At 31.9% G+C, this 23,320-nt stretch carries 26 protein-coding genes and 1 pseudogene; all 27 read right to left on the bottom strand.

Translation table 11 applies throughout. The features are described from left to right. Window positions 1-148: 148 nt before the first annotated feature. Window positions 149-340 (bottom strand): helix-turn-helix transcriptional regulator, encoded by a 192-nt coding sequence (locus CS898_RS00715; RefSeq protein WP_009430407.1) that lies wholly within the window; start codon window positions 338-340, stop codon window positions 149-151. Between the two features lie 5 nt (window positions 341-345). Continuing rightward, entirely contained in the window at window positions 346-672 is a 327-nt protein-coding gene (locus CS898_RS00710; RefSeq protein ID WP_099207752.1) for a hypothetical protein, read from the bottom strand. 224 nt (window positions 673-896) lie between these two features. After that, the gene (locus tag CS898_RS00705; protein ID WP_099207751.1) at window positions 897-2,000 is read right to left on the bottom strand and encodes a helix-turn-helix domain-containing protein; all 1,104 of its coding nucleotides are present in this window, start codon (window positions 1,998-2,000) and stop codon (window positions 897-899) included. A gap of 13 nt (window positions 2,001-2,013) precedes the next feature. Beyond that, on the bottom strand, window positions 2,014-2,781 hold the full coding sequence (locus tag CS898_RS00700; protein WP_099207750.1) for an ABC transporter permease: 768 nt from the start codon (window positions 2,779-2,781) through the stop codon (window positions 2,014-2,016). Further along, window positions 2,778-3,692: an ABC transporter ATP-binding protein gene (locus CS898_RS00695; RefSeq protein ID WP_099207749.1), complete on the bottom strand. Its 915-nt coding sequence runs from the start codon at window positions 3,690-3,692 to the stop codon at window positions 2,778-2,780. Before CS898_RS00695 ends, CS898_RS00700 begins: the two co-directional genes overlap by 4 nt. Next, window positions 3,692-3,895 carry a PLD nuclease N-terminal domain-containing protein gene (locus CS898_RS00690; RefSeq protein WP_099207748.1) on the bottom strand — a complete coding sequence of 68 codons (204 nt, stop codon included), beginning with the start codon at window positions 3,893-3,895 and terminating at the stop codon, window positions 3,692-3,694. Before CS898_RS00690 ends, CS898_RS00695 begins: the two co-directional genes overlap by 1 nt. Before the next feature lie 486 nt (window positions 3,896-4,381). Then, a complete protein-coding gene (locus tag CS898_RS00685) occupies window positions 4,382-4,600 on the bottom strand; it encodes a helix-turn-helix domain-containing protein (protein WP_001207345.1) in 219 nt (72 codons plus the stop codon). Between the two features lie 310 nt (window positions 4,601-4,910). Then, entirely contained in the window at window positions 4,911-6,770 is a 1,860-nt protein-coding gene (gene ltrA / locus CS898_RS00680; protein ID WP_099207747.1) for a group II intron reverse transcriptase/maturase, read from the bottom strand. 722 nt (window positions 6,771-7,492) lie between these two features. After that, window positions 7,493-7,624, bottom strand: coding sequence for a Maff2 family mobile element protein (locus CS898_RS00675; protein ID WP_000394205.1), 132 nt, complete (start codon window positions 7,622-7,624; stop codon window positions 7,493-7,495). A 1-nt stretch (window position 7,625) separates the two neighbouring features. Beyond that, entirely contained in the window at window positions 7,626-7,937 is a 312-nt protein-coding gene (locus tag CS898_RS00670; protein WP_050265718.1) for a single-stranded DNA-binding protein, read from the bottom strand. A 342-nt stretch (window positions 7,938-8,279) separates the two neighbouring features. After that, window positions 8,280-8,924, bottom strand: coding sequence for an ABC-2 transporter permease (locus CS898_RS00665; protein WP_099207746.1), 645 nt, complete (start codon window positions 8,922-8,924; stop codon window positions 8,280-8,282). Window positions 8,925-8,927: 3 nt separating this feature from the next. Then, entirely contained in the window at window positions 8,928-9,803 is an 876-nt protein-coding gene (locus CS898_RS00660) for an ABC transporter ATP-binding protein (RefSeq protein WP_234975991.1), read from the bottom strand. Further along, complete coding sequence (locus tag CS898_RS00655) at window positions 9,803-10,132, bottom strand: GntR family transcriptional regulator (RefSeq protein WP_255348613.1); 330 nt, start codon at window positions 10,130-10,132, stop codon at window positions 9,803-9,805. The genes CS898_RS00660 and CS898_RS00655 overlap by 1 nt, the downstream gene beginning before the upstream one ends. Window positions 10,133-10,335: 203 nt before the next feature. Next, window positions 10,336-10,611, bottom strand: coding sequence for a hypothetical protein (locus CS898_RS00650; RefSeq protein ID WP_099207744.1), 276 nt, complete (start codon window positions 10,609-10,611; stop codon window positions 10,336-10,338). Between the two features lie 18 nt (window positions 10,612-10,629). Further along, window positions 10,630-11,445, bottom strand: a pseudogene (locus tag CS898_RS00645) (VirD4-like conjugal transfer protein, CD1115 family); the annotation flags it as partial. 11 nt (window positions 11,446-11,456) lie between these two features. Continuing rightward, entirely contained in the window at window positions 11,457-11,642 is a 186-nt protein-coding gene (locus CS898_RS00640; RefSeq protein ID WP_007894730.1) for a transposon-encoded TnpW family protein, read from the bottom strand. 111 nt (window positions 11,643-11,753) lie between these two features. After that, on the bottom strand, window positions 11,754-12,743 hold the full coding sequence (locus tag CS898_RS00635; protein WP_005957950.1) for an ORF6N domain-containing protein: 990 nt from the start codon (window positions 12,741-12,743) through the stop codon (window positions 11,754-11,756). A 21-nt stretch (window positions 12,744-12,764) separates the two neighbouring features. After that, window positions 12,765-13,088: a hypothetical protein gene (locus tag CS898_RS00630; RefSeq protein ID WP_001222545.1), complete on the bottom strand. Its 324-nt coding sequence runs from the start codon at window positions 13,086-13,088 to the stop codon at window positions 12,765-12,767. Between the two features lie 182 nt (window positions 13,089-13,270). After that, on the bottom strand, window positions 13,271-14,029 hold the full coding sequence (locus CS898_RS00625; RefSeq protein WP_099207742.1) for a phage replisome organizer N-terminal domain-containing protein: 759 nt from the start codon (window positions 14,027-14,029) through the stop codon (window positions 13,271-13,273). Between the two features lie 2 nt (window positions 14,030-14,031). Then, complete coding sequence (gene mobQ / locus CS898_RS00620) at window positions 14,032-15,684, bottom strand: MobQ family relaxase (protein WP_099207741.1); 1,653 nt, start codon at window positions 15,682-15,684, stop codon at window positions 14,032-14,034. A 245-nt stretch (window positions 15,685-15,929) separates the two neighbouring features. Continuing rightward, window positions 15,930-16,259 carry a DUF3847 domain-containing protein gene (locus CS898_RS00615; RefSeq protein WP_000712033.1) on the bottom strand — a complete coding sequence of 110 codons (330 nt, stop codon included), beginning with the start codon at window positions 16,257-16,259 and terminating at the stop codon, window positions 15,930-15,932. A gap of 84 nt (window positions 16,260-16,343) precedes the next feature. Then, window positions 16,344-16,760 carry a sigma-70 RNA polymerase sigma factor region 4 domain-containing protein gene (locus CS898_RS00610; RefSeq protein WP_001074478.1) on the bottom strand — a complete coding sequence of 139 codons (417 nt, stop codon included), beginning with the start codon at window positions 16,758-16,760 and terminating at the stop codon, window positions 16,344-16,346. A gap of 265 nt (window positions 16,761-17,025) precedes the next feature. Beyond that, window positions 17,026-17,610: an MptD family putative ECF transporter S component gene (locus CS898_RS00605; protein WP_000791750.1), complete on the bottom strand. Its 585-nt coding sequence runs from the start codon at window positions 17,608-17,610 to the stop codon at window positions 17,026-17,028. A gap of 10 nt (window positions 17,611-17,620) precedes the next feature. Further along, window positions 17,621-18,325: an energy-coupling factor transporter transmembrane component T gene (locus tag CS898_RS00600; protein ID WP_000567178.1), complete on the bottom strand. Its 705-nt coding sequence runs from the start codon at window positions 18,323-18,325 to the stop codon at window positions 17,621-17,623. After that, entirely contained in the window at window positions 18,315-19,832 is a 1,518-nt protein-coding gene (locus tag CS898_RS00595) for an ABC transporter ATP-binding protein (protein WP_099207740.1), read from the bottom strand. The genes CS898_RS00600 and CS898_RS00595 overlap by 11 nt, the downstream gene beginning before the upstream one ends. Window positions 19,833-19,834: 2 nt before the next feature. Next, window positions 19,835-21,544, bottom strand: coding sequence for an ABC transporter ATP-binding protein (locus tag CS898_RS00590; RefSeq protein ID WP_000488162.1), 1,710 nt, complete (start codon window positions 21,542-21,544; stop codon window positions 19,835-19,837). After that, complete coding sequence (locus CS898_RS00585; RefSeq protein ID WP_099207739.1) at window positions 21,537-23,276, bottom strand: ABC transporter ATP-binding protein; 1,740 nt, start codon at window positions 23,274-23,276, stop codon at window positions 21,537-21,539. Before CS898_RS00585 ends, CS898_RS00590 begins: the two co-directional genes overlap by 8 nt. Window positions 23,277-23,320: the final 44 nt, after the last annotated feature.

The following is a 23,320-nucleotide window of genomic DNA, read 5'->3' as shown; positions in this document are numbered from 1 at the left end:
CTCCTTTCTTGTAATAAAAAAGAGATAACATTTCTGCTATCCCTTTCAAAGTTTAACTATTAAAAATATTATATTATCATCTCTAAAATTAGATATGCAAAAAGTGCCTAAAATCATAGGCACTTTAAGAAAATTTTACTCAATATTTTTATTCATATATGAATAATTCATCTACAGTGGTCTCAAGAGCTGTTGCTAATTTAAAAGCAAGCTCAAGAGTTGGATCGTACTTATTATTTTCAATAGCATTAACAGTTTGTCTAGTGACTCCGCATATATCTGCTAATTCTTGTTGCAACAATCCTTTATCGGTTCTAAATTCTTTGATGTGATTTTTCATTTGTCTTACCTATACTTCCTCATATTAATTAGGTAGGAAATATTAAAGGCTATTGATATTATACCGACATAAATTATCGGATTATCTTCAAATCCTATACTAGAATTTTGCTCAAAGAAAATGTTCCAAATTATGTTTAAAATTAGGAATATTATCCCTACCACTAATGCTGTTAATCCAGATTTTCTTACAACATATCCCTTTCTTTCATCTCCTTTTTTAATTAAGGTTACTATCATAATTAAGGTACATACTAGTGAAGCAACCAGAAATAGCCATAACAAACCTATACCAAACATTTGATTTGACTCGATAAATTTTATAAGATTCATATTGACCTCCTTATGTCAAATTCTTTTGACATTATTATATACCCTTTGGCTTCTAATGTCAAATACTTTTGACATTAAATGATGACATTGTGTTTATATAAGTAAAAGTCTTATATCATCATAGAAAGATTCACTTGTTTTCTTTCTTACAATAAAAAAACGACTAGATTTTTTATTTCTAATCGTTTTAAGTTCAAACCCAATTATCTGATTGCATTATTTAATTATAGAGAGTAAATCTCCTTAACCTTATCAACTAATGATTTTACCTTTCCTTCAGAAATAATTCCTTTAAAACTTTCATTATTCTCTATTGCATCTATATAAAAGCGAACAATCATATCGTCACTTCTATTTGGATTCGTAGATAATATTAAATTTTCATCAAGCCATTCATCTATTTGATTAAAATACTCATCGCCTCTTATCTTAAACGTTTTTTCCTTGCTCTCTATTAGTAGGTTGAGTAATTTTTCTACATATTGACTAGCAAGTTTGAGATTATTATCTTCAATATAGTGCGTTGCCAAGGATAAATAAAAATTTAAAACTATAGAAACATTTATTTCAATAAGATTAAAAGTTTCTATTAAATCCTCCACTCTTTCCAAGGTTTCGACCCAATCCTCATCATGCAAACTGCTCTTCATCATAAGAAGAGTGATTAAATCAATTACATTCTTATAAATCATTATTTGTAGTTTTTGATCTGCTTCATTTTCCTTCTTCGTTTTTAAATAAGCTGAAGCCACTAAACAATCTTTTGATATAGATAGCATGTCCGAAGATGGTAAAATATTTAATGCTTCTTCTGATTTTCCTAAACTAATTAAACAGGCTGCCCTCAAGCTCAATGACTGTTCTTTTAATATAGGATTTTTAGAATGCTCGCACACTCTTCTTAGTATATTATTTGTGTATTCTAGATATTCCTCTTTTTTTAAATCATCAGTTGCTAAATCACAATGGTTCAAAATAAACAAAGCCATATAGTATAGGAAGTCAAAGCAAGAATAGTATTGTTTAATTTTAATTTTTATATCTTCTACGATACTATCCATACCTGCATCAGGGACACGATTCTCTAAGTCTATATAAAATTTTTGTATTTGAGCTGAAGATAAATCTGGATCATATCCTATTAATTCATCCACACTTATATTAAAAAAAGTGGCAAGTTTTGGTAGAAGTAAAATATCTGGATAACTTTGACCTGTCTCCCATTTTGATACGGAAGCCTTTGTTACCATCATAAATTCTGCTAATTCTTCCTGAGTTATGCCTCTTTCTTTTCGCTTCTGAAGAATATTTTCTCCAATTTTTAGCATGATATTTTACCTCCTAACTGATTTGCTTTTTGTTTATTATAGCAATCGAAATTACGATACACAGTATAAGCAAAATACTGCCCGTAACAATCGGTACATAATAGTCATCATATCCTATTCCTTTTATAAGGTTCACAGGCTTTCCTATTAATGCGATAGGCATGTATTTAACAATTTCATCGCGAATGGATAATATAAGTTGAATCACAATCCCAGCAGTCGTTAATATTAATGTACCTATAACATTTCCTGAAATTACTCCAGCTAATATTTCTAACGATATTAAAAATAATCCAAATATAAAAGGAAGCAAGGCTGCCATAAGTATATTTCTAATAGGAAATGAAATCCCGAAAAAGTACTTTGTATATAAATAAGTTAGTATAAATGAGCAAAAGTAAGCAATAAACCACAAAATAAAATTATAAAAAATCTTCGATAGCACGACTTGATACCTTGGCAGTCCTTTAGATAATAAATTAATCAAGGTTCCCTTTTGGAATTCATTTGCCATTTGAGTACTTAATATAATGGCTAATCCAAACATACCTATTTGACTAATGTTTTTAAAGAATTGTGTCCAAGAGTCAATTTCTGATGGTGGTGCTACGTTAATATCTATATTTCCTGTAGCTATGGATTGAAGTATCATGGGAGTTAATTTTGCTGTCAAAGGACTTATTAAACCGATGAACAAGAACAGGGTAAAGGTAGAAATCATTTTTTTAGTCCTCGCACCTTCAATAGCTTCTTTCTTTAATAGAGATAAAAATATCCTCATGCTTTCGTCACCTCCAGAAAAATATTTTCTAATGTAGGTTCTTCTATTTTTATTTCTAGAGGAAATATATTTAACTTATATAGCTCATATAAAATATCAAGATCTTTTAATTGATTGTCTTCGTCTGTTAAGTATAAAGTGTCTCCTTTTTCGTTTGTTACCAGATTTAAAAATTTATCTAGTGACTTAAATGCCTTTAGTTCTTCATTCGACTTAAATCTGATTTTAATTGTGTTTTTCCTCTTTATATTTTTTAGTTCATCTATCGAACCTTCTAGTACATTTTTCCCTTTATCAAGCACCACAACATGATCACAGATTGCTTCAACATCCGATAAAATATGTGTTGAAAAAATAACAGTTGTAGAGTCTTTTATCTTTAATATAATGTCCAATATCTCTTTTCTTCCAAGTGGATCAAGGGCGGAAGTTGGTTCATCACATATTAATAATTTAGGGCTATTTAACAACGCCTGGGCAATACCCAAGCGCTGTTTCATACCTCTAGAATAGCCACTAATCCTTTTATTGACATCTCTTAACCCCACCAATTCTAAAAGTTCCTCGCTCTTGTTTTTGATTTCATTTTTACTAAGACCAGTTATAGACCCACATAAATTGAGATATTCTTTTGCAGTCATATAGCCATAAAATTCAGGGACATCTGGAAGGTACCCGATAAATCGATTGGTTTTTGACTGACCAAAGCTAACTTTTTCTCCAAACACTTCAATGGAACCTTCATCAATTTTCAAAAATCCTAAAATCATTTTCATTGTCGTTGTTTTTCCAGCGCCATTTTTGCCTAAAAACCCAAAGATTGTATTTTCAGGAATCGACATGGATAATCCATTAATAATCGTATTTTTACCAAAAGATTTGTGAAGATTGTCAATTTTTAGCGCTTCCATTATTCGTCCTCCCTACCTATTGTCAAGTATAAGATAGGTCCAATAATTTGAATAAAAACAACTATTAAAATCCACATAGTTCTGCTTCCAAATTTATATCTATCGTGTTTTAAAACATGTCTTAAGGAATAAATCATAAGTGCAATTTCTAAAATAATAATAGGTATAAGTATCGGCAAGTATTCTCTAATAATATCTGGCATTTTTTAACCCCCTTTATTTGAATATATCATATCATTTTACTTAATCAACTGTCAAGAAACCATTAATTAACTTATCCTATTTTTATCAACTACAAGTAAACTTTTCTTAAGTATTTATTGTTGAAATTCATTTAATATATTTCTTAAATAAAAAAATACTTATAAGAGTTCTAGTAACCCCCATAAAACATTGATTCCAATACTTTTATAATCTATTATCTTATTTTTCGTCAATATTACAGTTTCCACATATTACGTCATTATACAACCTATATACATATAAAAAAATAAAGGCAGTCCGAATACTGCCAATATTTACCTCTTTGCACCTTTGCTATGGTCTTTCTTATTAGACTTAGTTTTGTCATCTATCTTAAAGCTTTTTATTTGACCAGTCCCTTGATCAACATTTTCTTCAGCTTAATCAAAGCCTAATACTAATTTCGCATAATCCCTAGCTTGGTCTTCTATCCTTAGAGTCATTTGCTATTCCTCATCACTAAAATTATCTTCAAAACTAATAATATCATTAGGAGTGCAAGATAAAGCCTTACATATTCTTTCTAAATTCTTAAATGTAATTGGTTTATCCTTGCCCATTTGTGCCATAACATTTGTTGTAAGCCCTGCCATAGCTATTACATCAGTTTTCTTTAGTCCTTTTTTTGCTAACTGTATCCATAATGGTTTATAGTTAAGTGCCATAATATCCCTCTTTTTCTGTTCATTAGATTTATTTAATTATAGCATAAATATTGATTTCATTCAATCTTACATTGATTTAGTGATTTGTTTTAGAGAATTTGTTGTGTTATTCCGTCCTTATTTTGCCATAAATTGCTTAATACCTTGAGATTTAGCACCAGATAGTGATAGGTAATCCTTTGATGTTATCTCCGGATTTTCCCCCACTTCACACCGTGCATGCGACTTTCACCGCACACGGCGTTCCATCACAAGAAAGATTTTCACGTTTTAACTAAGACTTACACACTTCGTAACAAATTATTTTTTTCTAAATTAGTGGCAATCCTGCCATTTTTCTAAGCTTATTACATTTCTCGATCTGCTTGACCGTTAAGCCAAGCTCTTTTATATATTTTTGGATTGTATCTTCTTTTGTTGCATGGATAAGTATATGAACTGCTTCTGTAACAAGAATTAAGTTGCTATAACTGTCTGTACCGCCTTGTTCAAGCGGTATCTTGTGATGGCAATGTATATCGTTTGGTGTAAGTTTTACACTTGTTACCCCACATCTGCCATATTGAGCTGCAAAGAGCGAGATTCTGTTGTCTGCAAACTCTATACTCTTATCAAGTACAGGATGTCTCATCAACCAAACAAGTGTATCTACATCAATTTGCAGATTTTTATGAATAAAAGCTCTACCCTTTACAGTGTATTTATTTACAACCTTTTTCTTGTGTTTTGCGTCCTTTGTCCTAATATATCCAACTGGAATTAGCGGATGTCCATTAAGGAAGCGAAGCTGTTTACTTTTTCCATATTTTTCTTTGATAAATCCTTTGTTTAGCGTTCCACTGGTTTTAATATCAAGTCTGTTGTTCATCTGCTTTTTAATGTGAAAGGCTATTTTAGCAAAGTCCAAACTTACATTTGTTGCTATTTGGTAGTAATTATGCAAGCCTGAAACAGTGGCATTATACTTGGCTATTGCTTTGTACTGTTCCTTTTCGTTTGCAGGTCTTTTTATATCCGCAACACATTTAGAAATATTTTCTTTTGCATTTTTCAGTGCCTTATCACTTATATGCGACTGTACAACAAACTTTTTGCCTTTTGGTTTAACCTTCAGCTTGAAACCTAAGAACTCCGAATACTTTTGTTTTAGATTTGTTATTTTAGATTTTTCTTCACTTACATTTAGTTTTAATCTGTCTTGCAACCATTTTGTAACTGCCTGATAGGTTCTTTTTGCATCGTAGTAATTACGGCAAAATATCTTAAAATCATCAGCATACCTTACAATGTATATTTCTTTTAGGTTGCTTGTTCTTAAAGCTCTGTAGGTATGGCTTTTTATCTCTGTTCCTTGACTGTTCGTTCTCTGTTTATATGGATAATGCGTGGGCATTGTCAGCCATTGAGAAGAAACCCACCAATCTAATTCGTTCAAGACTACATTAGATAGTAGCGGTGATAATATACCGCCTTGTGGTGTTCCCTTTGTTGGTGTAATTACCTTTTTATCGGGCATAACTATGTCTGCTTTCAGCATTTCCTTAATGATACAAAGTAGCTTTTTGTCTTGGATACCCAAATTCCAAAGCTGCCTTATGAGCTTTGCATGATATACATTGTCGAAAAATCCTTGTATATCAATATCGACTACATAGTGTAAGTGCTGTATCTGCATTAGTCTTGCACATTCTGCAATAGCGTGTTCCGTACTCCTGTTAGGTCGAAACCCATAGGAACTGTCATGAAACTTGGCTTCACATATCGGCTCTAATATTTGCAAGATACATTGTTGTACAATTCTATCTACAATAGTTGGTATTCCTAAAGGTCTAATTTTCCCATTAGGCTTTCGCATTTCCACTCTCTTTACAGGGCGTGGCTTATACCAATGAAACTGTTTTTGTATGAGAGAAATGTATTCTTCTTCATTTAGCCTTGATAGATGTTTTATTGTTCTGCCATCTACCCCAGCCGTATGACTTCCTTTGTTCCCTTTTATACTACGATAGGCAAGTTTAATATTTTCTCTTGAAGTTATCAACTCCATTAAATTTGAAAATACTTTATTATTACCGCTATCTTCATATAAATCATCAAGGACTTTTTGCAAGTCATAGTATTCCGTATAACGGATTTTGTTTTGTTTCAGTGTTTGTTTCGAAGTGGACACAGTCACCATCTCCTTTCGGATTTGATTTTCTTTGTCATACTCGAAGCTGTGTTTGTCTTAATTTCAGTTCTTGTACTTTCCTGTGACTGGTGGCTATCCCTCCACGAACTTATTATTTTCGCTTCATAGGTACTGTGCCACCACTTTCACCGAGATAAAGAATGGTTATATGCTGTTTTTTACAGTCATTTTCCCATTCAACACTTCATTAGCATTAGACTGCTTCCATGCTCTTGGCTTACCACGTTCCGACAATCTTATCTTTGAATACGTTTAGGTTCTTCCTCTAAGCCTGTGTTTAGTTTTCACCATATCGCCTGTAACGATATATGGATTTTCATAACAACCATTCTTACTCATCCACAAACACCCCATCTTTGATGGGAATTGCCGTTAGGCAAATTCAAACGTTTAGACTTGTACATTCGGAAGTACGTCAGTGCTTTGGTATACACATTCTCACCATGCGTATTCGACACCCGACATATAGGTAGCACCGTCCACCTCTGAACAGCTTTCGTGTCTGATGTTAATATCAGTCTTACGGCTACTCTCTGCCGACTTCACCGAGCTTTTGACAATGAAATAGTCTAATATTCATTGCCAATCGGAGTATCAGTGTAGGCATTTCAGGGCGTTACCCCGTCATTCTACCTATCAGATTGCCAGTTCTCCTAAGTTTTGAACTTTCAGTCCTTCGACTTAGTGCATAAGCTTTTCACTTATGAACGTGTCGCACGGTTATCATTACCATAACCTTCCATTAAGTTAATAACTCCCCATGCTCCTAAACCTGCACCAATTGCAGTTACAAGTGTCTTTAAAACTCCAACTCCAGCTGTAAAAAATTCCATATTATTCCTCCTCGTTTTCTTTCTTATTTTCTATTTTATTTAGTGATTTAACTATAAAGTTCTTGTAGACCTTATCTCCTTTTTTGTTTTCTTTGAAATATCCAAAGACATGGATTAGATCTCCTTTTTCAAATTCTTTTGCAATTTCTACCTTTTCTCCATATACTGAGCAATTTGTATATTCTTTGCCCTTTCCATAATTTTTAACAAGAGCAAAATTTGCTACTTGAACACTTTCTCCATCTTTTTCAAATTCTGAAAATTTAGCTTCCTTAACTAAATTTGCATTAATATTTATCATTTCTCTATCCATTAATTTCTTCTCCTTAATCTAAAAATTTCAATTAAAAAAGCGACTGAAATTATATTTCAATCGCTAAATGTCTTATATATTAAATTATTTTAAGTGGGACTTCTTATCCTTACCATTTTAACCTCCTAATTTTGAGTATAAAAAAAGACGATAGAGTTTTTAATTTCTATCGCCTAAGATATTCATCATTTAATGTTTTAATATTTTTCTAATTTAATAAGTTTTTATATCCTTACCACAAGACCATATTTTAGTTTCAGCAACTCTGAATCTTAATATGATCACTTATTATACTTGTTAATTCTATATCTAAAATCTAATACAGATATATAATCATTTATCCTAATTATCTAATTTTAGATTTCCCATTTTCTTTGAATTCAATGCAAAAGACATTATAAATATTACCAAATATATTAGACAAAGTACAATATTTCCTCCTGACTTAGAAAATCCAAGCCTATTTAATGCAAATATTTCTATTGATACTAGCATTATAGACCCAATCAAGCCTAAAACCATCCACAAATCACCTTTCTCTAAATCAATAAAGTACATGGCTAAGTAGAAGATTGATACTAATTGCAAAATAAGACCTAATAGAACATTTAACAAAGATATTAAGTCTGAAGCTCCATAATCAAAATAATGCTTACCTAGATAAATTGATATATAATTCAAAATAATCAACATCAATATAGAAAAGAGAATAATAACTACTTGACTTATATATTTTGATAGTATTATATTTTTACTTTTTATTGGTAGCATGAATTCATATTTATACAATTTTAAATCATAATCTTTTCTTTGAGATAAAAGGATCAACAAACTGTTAGCGAAGATTACTACTGCAAAATACGCAAAAACAACCATTTGTATGTCAGCAAATAAATTTATTAGAATCCATGCTAAAATTAAAAATGCATTCATTATAAAAATGTTTTTAATGTTTTTATAATATATTTCTAACAATAAACCTTTCATATATTAGTCCTCCTTCCATGTTAATATTAATAACATTTCATCAAAATTTGGTTTATTCACAACAAATTCTTTATACTTATTCTTTATCTTCGATATATCTTTTACTAAAATATCTACCCTTCCAAATTCCTTCCTGTATGAAATGATGTCCGTTTTTTCCACTTTTTCTAGTTCTGTATCAGTACAACGAAGTATCCCATAGTTATATAACAATTCATCCTTTTCTTCACTCAACACGACTTTACCATTATCCATAAAAACTATATAATCAGCTATTTTTTCCAAATCTGTTGTAATATGTGATGATATATATACCGAGTGTTCTGGGTTTTCTATAAATTCTAATAATATACATAAAATCTCATCTCTACTTACTGGGTCTAACCCTGAAGTAATTTCATCTAATATGAGAAGTTTTGTTTCATGAGACAATGCTATAGCCAACGATAACTTCTTTTTCATTCCAAATGAAAATTGCTTAGTTTTCTTGTCTATTGGCAAATTAAATCGATTCAAATAATTTTTAAAACTATCTTCTTCCCAATTACTATAATTAAATTTCATTACCTCATTTATCTCATTAGGTGTTAATAATAATGAATAGTTAGGGTCATCTAAAACAACACCTATGTGTTTTTTAATATCTATTTGATTACAATATTCAGTACCAAATATCTCTACTTTTCCCTCATCTTTTTGAAACATTCCAAGTATACAAGAAATAGTAGTACTTTTTCCTGCTCCATTTCTTCCTATGTTTCCTACAATAGATCCATAAGGTACTTCAATATTTATATTTTTCAAAGAAAAATTATTTGTTTTATTCTTTTTATTTAATCCAGATACCCTTAATGCTAAATTATTTTCATATGAATCCATCATTGCCCCTCCTCATATATCTTTTTTATTAAATCTATCAAGTCATCTATTGAAATAGAACTTGATTGTATGCTCTTGACAATTTTCTTTGCTAAATCTTCCACTTCTTTATATGTTTCTATTTTTTGTAATTCAATATTTCTTGCTGATATAAAACTGCCTTTGCCGTGAATAGTTTCAATAAATCCATCTTTTTGTAAATTTTCATAAGCCTTTTGAACTGTAATTACAGCTACCTTAAGATTTCTAGCTAATACTCTCATAGATGGTATAGAATCTCCAGTTTTCAAATCTTCATTCATAATTTGTTTTTTTATCTGATTTTCGATTTGTTCATAAATCGGTTCGCTAGAATCGGTATTTATTATAATATTGATATTGCACCTCCTATTCCAGAAGTGTACTTATGTGTACTTGTCGATTTAATAATACCACCAATAAAAATTTTTTTCAACCCCCTTAATTTCCTAATTTTGAGTATAAAAAAAGACGATAGAGTTTTTAATTTCTATCGTCTATTAATGCCTTATTTTTAGTCTTCTAAAATCGATACTTCAAGGTCTATCGCTTTAAATGTAACAGTTATTCCTACTTCTTCTTTTACTGTTTTTTCAAATAGCTCAGCTATATCATATGGGGACATATCATATATATCTTCATACCATTCATTACTTTCATCGTACATTGTCTCACATATTGCTTCAATATAATTTTTCTTATCCCTTGTGAGTTCTGTATCACTTTCTAAAATAAACTGCTCACCATTTATATTTAATATGATTAAAGATAATTTTCTATTTTCACACATTTTGCTTTCTCCATAAAATCAAATATTTAACCTATTTATTTTATAACTTGACTTTAACTTTACCTTATCTCTATTTCTTAGATACTGTTCCACATCAAACAAGTTCTTCTTATCATAATCTTCCAACAACTTGTAATTCTTATGCTTTGTAATATCAAATTTATCAGATAAGAAAGGTCTTACTCCTCTTAGCTGGTATATACACTTACCACCATCCATTACAGTTATTTCATCTTGGCTCATAAGTTCCTTCCCAGTCTTTTGGTAATTTAGACCAAAAGATTTTTGATTTGATCTTGTTTCTGATGTGTTATATAGGTCTATGGTTTCTTTTCCTAAGGTTTCTGATAATTCTTTTACTGTTGTTTTTTCTTTTCCTCCTAAAAAGAGTGTAGAGTCGCAGTTACCAACTATTGTATCTGCATGGTCTTTATAGATTGCTTTTAATTGAGATTGTGCTTGCAGTATTATGCTTGCTGATATTTCTCTTGAACGAATTGTCGCTATTAGTTTTTCAAATTTAGGAATTAATCCTATATTTGCAAACTCATCAAGTAGACACCTAACATGAACTGGAAGTCTTCCACCATACACATCATCTGCCTTATCACATAGTAGATTAAATAATTGGGAATACATTATTGAAACTACAAAATTAAATGTATCGTCAGTATCTGATATTATTACGAATAGAGCAGTTTTCCTATCTCCAATTTTATCAAGCTCTAGTTCATCTTCGCTCATTAACTCTCTAAGCTCTCTTATATCAAAAGGTGCAAGTCTAGCTCCACAAGAAATTAGAATTGACTTGGCAGTTTTTCCTATAACAACTTGTCAAGGACTTTCTAATCATTTTTATCGACTTTTTGATGTTTTTCTCTCTCCATTTCTCTAATCATTATGCGTTTTAATTTGTCTTGCATTGTTTCCGTTGCATTTTCATTAAAGTGAACAACAACCTCATAAGTTGCCTTTCCAATCTTCTTTATGGTCTTTATTCCTGTATTTTGTTCGTTTTTATTTTCGTGCATATTAGTTTCCCTCCTGTTAGTTGCAATCAAAAAAAGACGATAGAGTTTTATTTCTACCGCCTTTCACAAGTCTTGTAGCTATTCATTTAATAACGCTTTACCATTTACATATTAAATTTTCAAATCCTTATTGTTCAGCATTCCGCCAAACATCGTATGATACATATCCTTGGAAGATTCCTCTATCTTTGTAATACTTGATATTTTATTTCCTGCATCTTTTGATGATGCTCCGCAAAGATAAAAGGCTTCACTGTCTGTTCCATAGTCAATGGCAATATATCTATCGTGATACTTTTTACCTGCAATTTTCATCTTCAGATTGATATTAGGGTAATCTTTTCTAAAATCGTTTAGGATATTTTTTGTCAGCATATCCTTGTTTTTCACATTGTCGCTAAAGACTATAATTTCAACATTGTCTTTTGCAGCTCTTAATAATTCTAAGGTTTTCAAGCCTATATAGTTATCTATTACATAAATGCTTTTCTTTGCAGACTTATATATTTTTGTATAAGCAACATCTGCTTCAATCTTATCTCCATTCATTAAAAGGAAATGCTTGTATGTGTCCGGATCTATAAAATTATCCATAACCTTTTTCAAATCTTCTTTTGTAGCCATTTGCGACTTTATTTCAGCTATATCCTTTGTGTTTTGATTTGTCTGTACTGCTATTTGTACCAATTCTTTTGAGCTAATAAAATCTTGATTTTCGATTATAAAGTCTTTCATCTGCTTAAATGTTCTAATTAAGGCTCTACTTTGCCTAATCGCAAGTTCACCTCTTAATACCGTCATAAGCATATAAATACCTTGTTCTGTAAAGGCATTTGGTAAGTATCTTGAACCGCCCCAACTTGAGGTGAAGTTTTTGCACCTCAAGTTTTCAAATTCATTCTCGGTAAGTTGAAACATAAAATCTTCGCCTTCAAACTTCTCAATATTGTTTTTTACCTGTCTATTAAAGTTTTTTGTTTCATAACCATATATTTCAGCTAAATCTGCATCAAGCATTACTTTTTGCCCACGAATAAGATATATTTTTTCTTGTATAGTTTTATCATCTACAATAACTATCTCTTTATTTTCTTCTGCCATGAAATGCACCTCCAACATTATCTAAATTCTTTTATATTTTTCTACTCCACCTTCAGCTTTTCCGATGTGTTCCACATTTTTTACAAGTCTCTTATTTACATTTTCATAAAACCATCTGCCAATCAATGCCGGCGGTGTTGCGATTAACTCTCTCAAAACAAATTCTTTGCCTTTCGGTAAAGAGCTAATTTTGTTTAATAAGGTAGTATATAGGTCAGCATAGCTTGTATTTTCTTGTAAACTACTACACTTACAATATTCAGTAACGCTTGGGAAACCTCCCTCTATTGCTTTTTTAGTTAAAATTTCAAGTTCTTCATCGGTTACAGTAAATTGAATTCGCATTTATATATCCTCTCCTTATAACTGAGTTTATTACCATATCATTATCATTTTATCATAAATACGATATTTTTTCCATACCACAAATTTAAGCCCTTATACGATGTTTTTACAATTAGCCATAATCTGATACCTATTTTATTATTAACACTCTTAAAAAGCCTTTCCACCGTCTTATACGAGGTCTACAAGTGTTCACCCTTGTCATAATCTTCAAAGGTATATACTTTTGATTTACTGTTTTCCTTTAATTTCCCTTTGTCCTGTTCATACCAATGAACCAAGGTCGCATAATGGTCTTTGTAGTTTCTTCCTGTACTTTGCATATAGGTTGACAGCTTCTCTATCATTTTATCCCTATGACATTGCATTTTATCCTTTAATTTTCCATATTCTTCATCAGTTAAGGAAACATTTTTATATTCTCTATAAAGGGAGGGGGATATTTTTTCTTTCTCCCCCTCTTTTTCTAACTCTATATCTATATCTATCTCTTTCTCTATCTCTATCTCTCCGTTGCAGTTTTGTTGCAAAAGGTTGCAAGGTGTTGCACCAGTGTTGCATTGCAACGCTTTTTGTCCTCTTGATTTCCTCGAACGCCTTGTAGACGCTGTTTCTGAACCTATAAGACTTGGGATTTCTGTTAAAAAATACTCGTCATTTTCTGTGATTATCTCCATCAATCCTTGTGCTACAAGATAATTTACTGTAACCATTACATCATCTTCCGTTTCATCAATCGTTAATGCAAGCTCCTTGATAAAGTCTGTTTCTACTCCGTCATAATACAGCTTCCCACTATCTTTTAAGCTAAGCAAAAGCAATTTGAGGTAAATGATTGTATAGGTATCTCCTCCTGATATTTTTCTTAGCCTTTTGATTCTCTTATCTGTAAAAAAATCTTCTTTCAATTTTAACCAATAGTATCTTCTGTTGTCTGCCATTTTTATCTTTCCTCCCCTTTATTTTTATAATTTTCTTTAGCCTTTTCCTTGGCTTTTTGTTTGTACTGCCCCTTTATTTCCTCTTGCTCTTGGAATTTTTTCAGTTGTGCAATCACACTTGGTTTATCTCCTCTCTTAATTGCCTTGTCTATCTCTATGCTTAGGTCTATTCCATACTCTTCATTGACAATCTTTACTGCATATTTGATATGGTCTATCTGCTTAAATTCGTCTTGAACTTTAGCTTTATCTTTGGTTAGCTCTTGTATCTGATTTTCAAGGCTTGATATTTCTTTCTGCCAATCACTCGACTTTATAGCTGATGTTCCAGTAAATTTTTCTATGATCTTTCTTGCTCTTTGGTATCTGTCTATTTCTTTTTTATGGGAATTGTAAAAACTGTCTTTGAATAGTGTCTTGCTTTTGTATTCCTGATAGACTTCTTTGTTTTCTCTGATAGCGTCTATGCAGCTTACACATTGATTTAGGTCTTTTATTCTTTGTGTTTTATCTTGAATATCACCACTTATCTTTTTACTTTGCTTTGCCAGTTCAAAGACTTTTCCTTGTAGGTCTGCTATGGTTTGAAGATGATTATCTTTCAAATAGTAGATTGCTTTTACAAATCTCTTTAGGTCTGCATTTCCCTTTTTTATCTGTCCGTAGTAGGATAAATTTTTTGTTTTTTCTCCCTGTATCTCGTTGTAGATAGAAATATACTCATAGAGGTTAAAGAGTTCCGCTTTGTTCTCCAGTTCATCTTTCTTGGTCTGTTTATACTCATCGTATTTTGCTTGCAGATTTCCAAGTAAAGAGTCTATCCAAGAGGTGATTTCTTTTATCTTGTTCTTGATGGCTTTTACTAAAGAGTTATGCTTTTTGATTTCTCTATTGATATTTCCTTTGTCGGTTTCGATTCCTTTTTTCTCTAAGGCACTGGCACTTGCTCCCATGTGAATGGTTGGGATTTCTTCTATCCCTTGTCTTTTGTAGGAACGATGATCCACTCTCTTTTCCTGATGATTTTTTTCTAAATACTGATTACAAAGGCTTGCAAAATTCTTTCTCCATTTCTCTGCGTTGCCTTTATCGTTCCAGTCTGTCAGCTCTACTTTTCTTGTTTTGTAATTACCACTTTTTAGTTTTATCTTTTCTCTCTTTTCATCAAGAACATATTCTTTTTTGCTTTTTGCCAGCCACTCTCCTTTTTTATTAATCGGTCTAAGAGTAGTCATAATATGTGCATGGATATTGTTATTTTCTTCATCACTTTCATCATGAATTGCAAGGTCTGCTATCATTCCTTTTGATACAAAATGTTCTTGTATGAAGTCGGTAATGAGTTTCTTGTTTTCTTCAAAGGATAATTCTTTTGGTAGAGCAATGATAAAATTTCTTGCAAGCTGTGCATTGCTTGCTTTCTCATTTAGTTCAACGCTGTTCCATAATGTAGTTCTATCTTTTAATGCTATGGGAACATTCTCCGGCAAGAAGATTTCTGAATGTAAAAGTCCCTTTTTATTATGGTAATCGTGAACTTCTCCGTCCCATTCATTTTTGATTTTCTCACAAGAGATATATGCTGCACTTGCAACTGCCGATTTACTTTTTCCTCTGCTTATCATGGAAATATTAAAGTGAAATGTTTCTGCCACTTTTAAGCTCCTTTCATTTTTTTGTTTGTTTTCAGGTAAAGGAAAAAGCAGACAGGTTATTTTTTGTATCTTTTCCTATCTACTTTATCCGTATGTTTTTATTAAGTTTTGGATTTTTAAAGACTTGCTAAAATCCCTTAGTTTTTCTAAGGGCGCAATTATACACCCTAAAGGGTGCTTTGCGTTCTGCGAAGCTTTTTGCCCTTGCAGGGAGCTTCTGAAAAAACTATGGTTTTTTATTTTATCTACTCTATCTCTGTTTCATCTTCCATATCTTTCCCATTTATCATTTCTTCATAGGCTTGTCTGTATTCTTTTGTGTGAGTAGCAACTTTAAGTAATTCTTCTATCTCATCGTTAGTAAACATGATAGGATTTTTAATGACTCTTTCTACTATCAAGCCTCTTTGTATGAGCCTATGATTTCTTCTTTTTCGTTCCTTTTCGTTTGCAAGTTTTTCTAATTTCTTGCCTTGATTTTGTAATTGTTTCAGCTTCACATCGCACTTTTCTCTTTCTTGCTGAAGTTCAGAAATTTGTTCCTGTACTTCCTGTAATGTGTTTTCTTTCTTCATTTTTCATTCCTCCGTTTTGGTATCTGCTTGTTTCCATAAAGAAAGGTTAAGCACCTTTTTTTGACACTTAACCTTTCCAAGTTTTTAGATTTTATCTTCTAAAATCTTTCTCAGTTTTTCTAAAATCCTATCCCTCCTCCCACTGATTGCTTGATGTGTAACTTTCTCTCTTCTGCTGATTGACCTTAGACTTTCTTCTTTGTAGAAGATGGCTTCCATCAACTCTCGTTCTTCTTTTGAAAGAGTATTTAATGCTCTATGAAGTTCTTCAATTCGCATTTTTACTTCTACAATTTTTTCTAAGTCTATCTTTTCATCTATGATGTTATCTACAAAGTGTCCATCATGATCCAGTGCCGAAAATGGTATTACATTATGCTTCCAATCTTTTCTTTGGAGATACTTTTCATGCTCTGTTATCTTCCAATAGGCTTTGTAGACTTCTTCACTTACAGGTACGGCTTTGCCTTTTACATAAAGGTAATATTCTTTCTTTGCCACTTAGTCATCCTCCTTTTTAAGTTCTCTGTTTTGGTTTTGAGAATAAAAAAGGAGGACTTCTACACTTTGACGTAAAAAGTCCTCTCGGCTTAAAAACTAATGTTTTATATAATTTTCTATTTTGTTGTTTCTGGTAAAGTATTATTGCTATGTGTAAGCAATTCCAAGAATAAAAAAGGATAATTATATCGTTCTGTGAAAACCGAAACTATAAGTTTTGACATAATTATCCCTCCATTATTTTCCCTCCTAAGTAAATTTATTATTAAATCACTCCTGCTTTTTCAAAATGCTTTTTGAGTATCTTTGTTGCAACGAATGCTCCTATGCAAGCAAGAACAAAAGTTATCAAGCCAAATCCTACTGCCCACGAAACTTTGAAATAAGATAATGCTTCATTTATTTGTGCTTCGCTCATTTTCCATTTTGATGCTCTTTCCACAAAAGAAGCTGTCCCGAATAAAATCACAGGAATTACTGTTCCTAAAAAATCTGCTAATGCAAATATCCCATATCCAATAATCATTCGTCCCTTGCTCTCATAATTTCCTATAATCAAATCACATATAATTCCACCGATTACAGCAAAGACTGCATGAGGCAAATGTCCTCCTGACAATGCAATTAAACCAAGAAGCGTTCCTGATATTGTAAATACGCCCTTCTTTTTAACTTTCAAAGCCATAAGTATATAAACGGTAGCAGCTACCATAAAGCTAACTCCTGAAGCAATAAATCCTCCAATCACTGTTGTTGCCATAGCAAATGCAACCACCATGTATATGACAATTCCAATTGCATTAAAGATTCCGATTGTAATAAAATCACGACCATTTAATTTGTTTTTCATAAAAGTCCTCCTAATAAATTTTCTGTATTACTATCACAAGAGCAATCATCAAAGCTCCTAATAGTCCAATCAACAAATCCGCCCATCTAAACCTCAATTTTGTCAATGTAACCCTGTTCTCATCACTATCAAGTCCTCTAATGAGTGCTGAAGCTGACAGTTCATCTGAAATCTTAATCATCCTCATTAAAAGTGGAACAAGCGTATATTCAATATATTTAAATGGATGTAGCAACGGGAAAAATCTACTTGTTACGATTCCTCGAATCTTCATATTCTCTTTTAATGCCTTGAGTTCTATTCTTATAGTTGGTACAAACCTAAGCAAAACACTAAAAGGTATACCAATGCTTCTTGGTACTTTCATTCTATTTAATGCTTCAAGCATTTCACTTACACTTGTAGTCTTTGTTATATATCCACCAAACATAGCAATTAAGGTCATCCTTGATGCAAAGTAAATAAACATATATATTGCAAATACGATACTTGCTTCACGAAACTTTCCAAGCCCTAACTCTATGCAGTATAAAAGCACAAAAAACAAAATAAAGCGTAATGCTCTTTTCCACATACTACTGTATACATACAGAAAAAAGGCAAAGACAATCAGTCCGAAAAGTAGGATTGTATCGCTTATAAAAAAGCTGGTAAAGGAGGCAATTGGAAGTAGAATAAGTTTTATTCTCGGATCGACTGTTTTTCTATCTATCAAGTTCTCTACCTCCTCTCATCTTGTCTAATATGAGAAATTTGTTACTTTCACTCATATCTAAAACAGTTTCTATTTTTCCATCTCCCATTACCCACAGATCGCTTACTGTGTTTGCTAAAAACTCAAAATCATGACTTATTACCAAGACTGTTGTCCCATTTTTTAATTGTTCTTCAATCAATTTTGCCACCGAAAGCATTGAGTCTTTATCACAACCTGATGTTGGTTCATCATAGATAAAAACTTTTGCCTGTTTCATCATTCCACAAGCTATTGTCAGTCTTTGTTTTTCTCCTCTTGATAAAGCAAACGGATGCTTATCAATGTATTTGTCTAAGCCAAGTACACTCAAAATAGACTTTGCCTTTTGAGTATTTTCTTTTTTATCTTTACTTGAAATACCAAGTAGCATTTCATCAAGTACACTTTCCGAAAACAACTGATAGTCTGAATCTTGAAAGACAAAATATGACATATCCATTAAATCTTTATGATTAAGCGACTTATCTTTTCCAGCCCATATTGTTCCCTCTTTTATCTTCTCAAGTCCTGAAATCACTCTTGCAAAGGTGGTTTTCCCGGTACCATTTAAGCCTATAAGACCAATGGCTTTTCCACACTCCATATTGAAATCAAGATGATTTAAAATGTACTGTTTTTGCTTCTTTCCATCCTTAGCTACATTCGGATAGCAAAATCTCAAGCCTTTTCCGTTTATACTTTCATCATTTAATTGATATGAGTCTTTCTTCTCACTTATCCTATATTCTTCTAATTCAAGAGTTCTTAGTCCATTCTCATCCCAAAACTCCCCTTCAAGATGAATAACTTCTTCCCGACTCAAGTCCAGTGCAATTTCTCCATCTTTCACCAAAAGAAAACGGTCAAATAAAGATTTTACATAGTACAAACGATGTTCAATTAGAACAACTGTTGTTCCTTTTTTCTTTAATTTTTCCAAAATTAAAAATAGGTCAAATGTTGCTTTCATATCCAAATTTGCTGAAGGTTCATCTAAAATTAAAACTTTCGGATTCATCGCATAGATACTTGCAATAGCTATCTTTTGTTTCTGTCCGCTTGATAATTCAAAAACAGATTTTCCTTTCAGTTCCTCAATATCCAGTTCTGCATATACTTCTTCTACTCTCTGTTTTATTTCATCTCTTGATTTGCAAATGGTTTGAAGCCCAAAAGCTATTTCTTCATCTGTCGTTGTCGTAAAAAATTGACTTCTTGGATCTTGAAATACAGTCCCTACAATATGCCCTATTTCATGAAGCGATAATTTGCTTATATCTTTTCCGGACGCAAAGGCTTCCCCTTTCATTTTGCCTTTGTAATAATGTGGAATAAGACCATTCATCACACTTCCAAGAGTACTTTTACCACTTCCACTTTTCCCTGAAATTAAAACAAATTCACCTTTTCTAATTTCAAGATTGACATTTTTTAAAGCAGTTCGTCCATCTTCCCATTCATAATAAACATTTTTTAACAAAATCATGATTATACCTCGTACTGAGCTTTCCATAATTTTGTGTAGTAACCATCTTTCTCAAGAAGTTCCCCATGCTTTCCTTTTTCAAGTAAATTTCCTTTTTGAAATACGAGAATTTGGTCAGCTTTTTGAATGGTTTTTAAATGATGAGCCACTACAAGTACAGTTCTATTCTTTGCAAGTTCTGTAATAGCATCTTGTATCAAAGATTCATTTACAGGATCAACATTACTTGTCATTTCATCAAGAATTAAAATAGGTGCATCCTTTAGAAAAGCTCTTGCAATAGATATTCTTTGTCTCTGTCCACCTGATAAAATCCCACCATTTTCTCCAATATCAGTTTCATAACCTTTTGGTAAACTCATAATGAAATCATGTATCCTCGCTTTCTTTGCAGCTTCAATGATTTCTTCTTTCGTTGCTCCTTTTTTACCTACCTTGATGTTTTCTTCAATGGTATTATCAAACAACTGAACATTTTGCATGACAATACTAATACGATCTAAAAGCTCATCATAAGGAATATCCCTTATATCAGTTCCTCCGAGGGTAATTTTTCCTTTATGCACATCATAAAATCTTAAAAGCAAGTTGGTTATAGTAGTCTTTCCACTACCTGATTCTCCAACTAAGGCTGTCATAGTTTTTTCAGCAATAGAAAAGCTCAATTTTTCCATTTTAAATTCATCTTTTTCATAGGAAAAATCTATGTTTTCAAAAGCTATATCATTATCCATCGGAACAATTCCATTCACTTTATCCGGGATTACATCTGCATATAAAATTCTTGAAAGTCTTTCGTAACTATCTACCGCCGAAACATAGTTCATATAGTGTTGTTCCATAGAAGCGAACGGCTTATAAAACTCTTTTGAAATTACTGCAAAGATAATAAAATTAAGTACATCAAGACTTCCCTTTATAACAAGTATTGCTCCTGCAATTAAAAGAACTAAATATCCAATATCCAGTAAAAACCCAAATATAGATAGCTGTTTTGCCTTGAATCTTGAAGCTACTTTGCTTGTTTCTCCAAACTTTTTTGTCTTGTTCATAAGCTCATTATCCAAGCTTTTATTGTTTGAAAAACTCTTTAGTACAGGTATTCCTCTAACATATTCAACAAATAAGCTAACCATATCAAGAAGTGCTGAATTATTCTGATTCTCTATTCTTTCAGATTGCTTAATTGTCAGATATAGAAAGACAAGTGCAATCGGAACAGATACAGCCATTAGAATAGCAAGTTTGAAATCAATACTTGCAAGACCGATAAATACGACTGCACCTATCAAAAAATCGCCAAACATTCTCGACCACATGTGTCCTACAACAAGAGACATATTATCAACATCTTTGTGTAAAATTGTATTGATCTCTCCCAGTCTTTCATTGGTATAAAATCCCAAACTGAATTTTTTCAATTTAATAATCATGCGTTCTCTGATTTGCTGAACAATATCAAAACCTGCACTATGCTTTTTCATATCTGCAACCATATTACAAATGCCTTTGAATACTACAAGTAACCCAATTGCAATAAAACCTTTATATAAACTTGCTAAACTCGTCCCATCAAATATCTGAAACAGTATAGAAAATACGATAACAATCATGGCTATGGAGCTTAGTCCATAAAGGGCAAAGAATACACTTGATATAATCAAATCTCTCTTGCCGGTTTTTGTAAGCAGCTTTAACATTTCTCTAAACATTTTCTGTTACCACCTCTTTCAAATTCCATCTATCTACCTTGTTCTGTGCTTCAACCATATCCTTATAGAACTCACATCTTTTCATCAACTCTTCATGGCTTCCTGCATCAAGAACAACACCCTTATCCATAACTATAATTTGGTCTGAATCTCTAATTGTGTTTAGATGATGAGCAATTGTAATAATGGTTTTATCCTTGCTTAAATCGTCAATTGCTTCGCCGATTAGTCTTTCATTTTCACTATCAACAGCTGCCATTGCTTCATCTAATATTAAAATCGGTGCATTTTTCAGTATCATTCTTGCTATAGAGATTCTTTGTTTTTCTCCACCGGATAACTTAACGCCCATTTCACCTACTCGTGTTTCATATCCATTTGGTAATGCCGAAATAAAATCATGGCATCTTGCTTTTTTAGCAGCTTCTATGACTTCTTCTTTTGTTGCATTTAGTTTTCCGATTGCTATATTTTCAAAAATGCTTAAATCAAAAAGGATAACCTCCTGTTGCACACTACCAATCAACATTGAGATATTTTCTTGCCTATAATCTTTTATGTCTTTTCCATTTATCAATATCTGTCCTTTGTCTGCATCCCAAAATCCCATAAGCAAATTAGATACCGTACTCTTTCCACAACCGCTTGCTCCTACAAAGGCGTTCAAACTATTTTTCTTAAAATTCAAATTGATATTTTTAAGCTCAAAGCTATCTTTTCCGTATGCAAAATTCACATCTTTAAATTCTATGTTTCCAAATTCTAAACCTTGTTCTGTCTTTTTGTTTGGAAGTGGAACTGTTAATACTTTCCCTATCGCCTTTAACGCTTCCTTAAACACAATAGAAAAATGTTGCAATGTAGCTGTCTTACTTATAGAAGCAGTAAAAGCAGACGATAAAATAATGGCAAGGATAAAATTAGGCGTTGTAATATTTCCATGATAAAGAAATATGCTTCCCAAAATCATGACAATAACCACTCCAATTTCCATAAATATGTCAATGAGTCCCATTGGAATTGTAACCATCCCCATGCTCTTTTTAACCCAGTAAATATATTCTCTTGCCGTTTTTAATGTTCTTTCACTAATTTCCTCTTCTTTAGCAAAAGCCTTAATCACAGAAATATTTTTTACATATTCCATTAGCTCTTCTCTCATTCTGTTTTCATGATTGAAGTAAATCGCAAAGTTTTTATCCATTGTTTTCTGTGAAAGAACTTTTACCAAATACATGAGTGGAACTCCGGCAATCATCCCAAGAGCAAGACGCCAATCCACAAAAATCATAGCTACAAAAATAATGGTAGGCAGAAGTGTAACTGACATTATTTCAGGGAGACCATGAGCAAGATATACTTCCACTTGTTCTACATCATGTTGGACAATGTTGGTAAGCTCTCCTGTATTATGTTCTTTAAAGAATCCCAAACTTAGTTTTTTCAGATGACCGATAATATCTAACCTAAGTTCTGTTAATTTTTCGTATGCTTTCTCATGGGCAACCTTTGTTGCAAAATAATAAAACACTCCTTTTAATACAAACGATATAAAGATTCCCAAAAATATATACTTTAAATTACCTTCGTTAATATTGTTTGTAATTAAAGAACTAATCAAAGATACGAGTAAGATTTGTGGTATCAAATCAAATACTATTTTTAAAGCAAGAAGTGAATTGGATAAACCGTTTTTCCCAATCACTTTTTTTCTTAATTCTTTTTCCGGCATGAACAACTCTCCTTTCAAAATTGAATAATATTGAATTTTAATTC

The organism is Urinicoccus timonensis (assembly GCF_900232945.1).
Lineage (GTDB): Bacteria > Bacillota > Clostridia > Tissierellales > Peptoniphilaceae > Urinicoccus > Urinicoccus timonensis.
The sequence above is the reverse complement of the archived record's forward strand: the minus strand, read 5'-3'. Positions and strand labels throughout refer to the sequence as shown.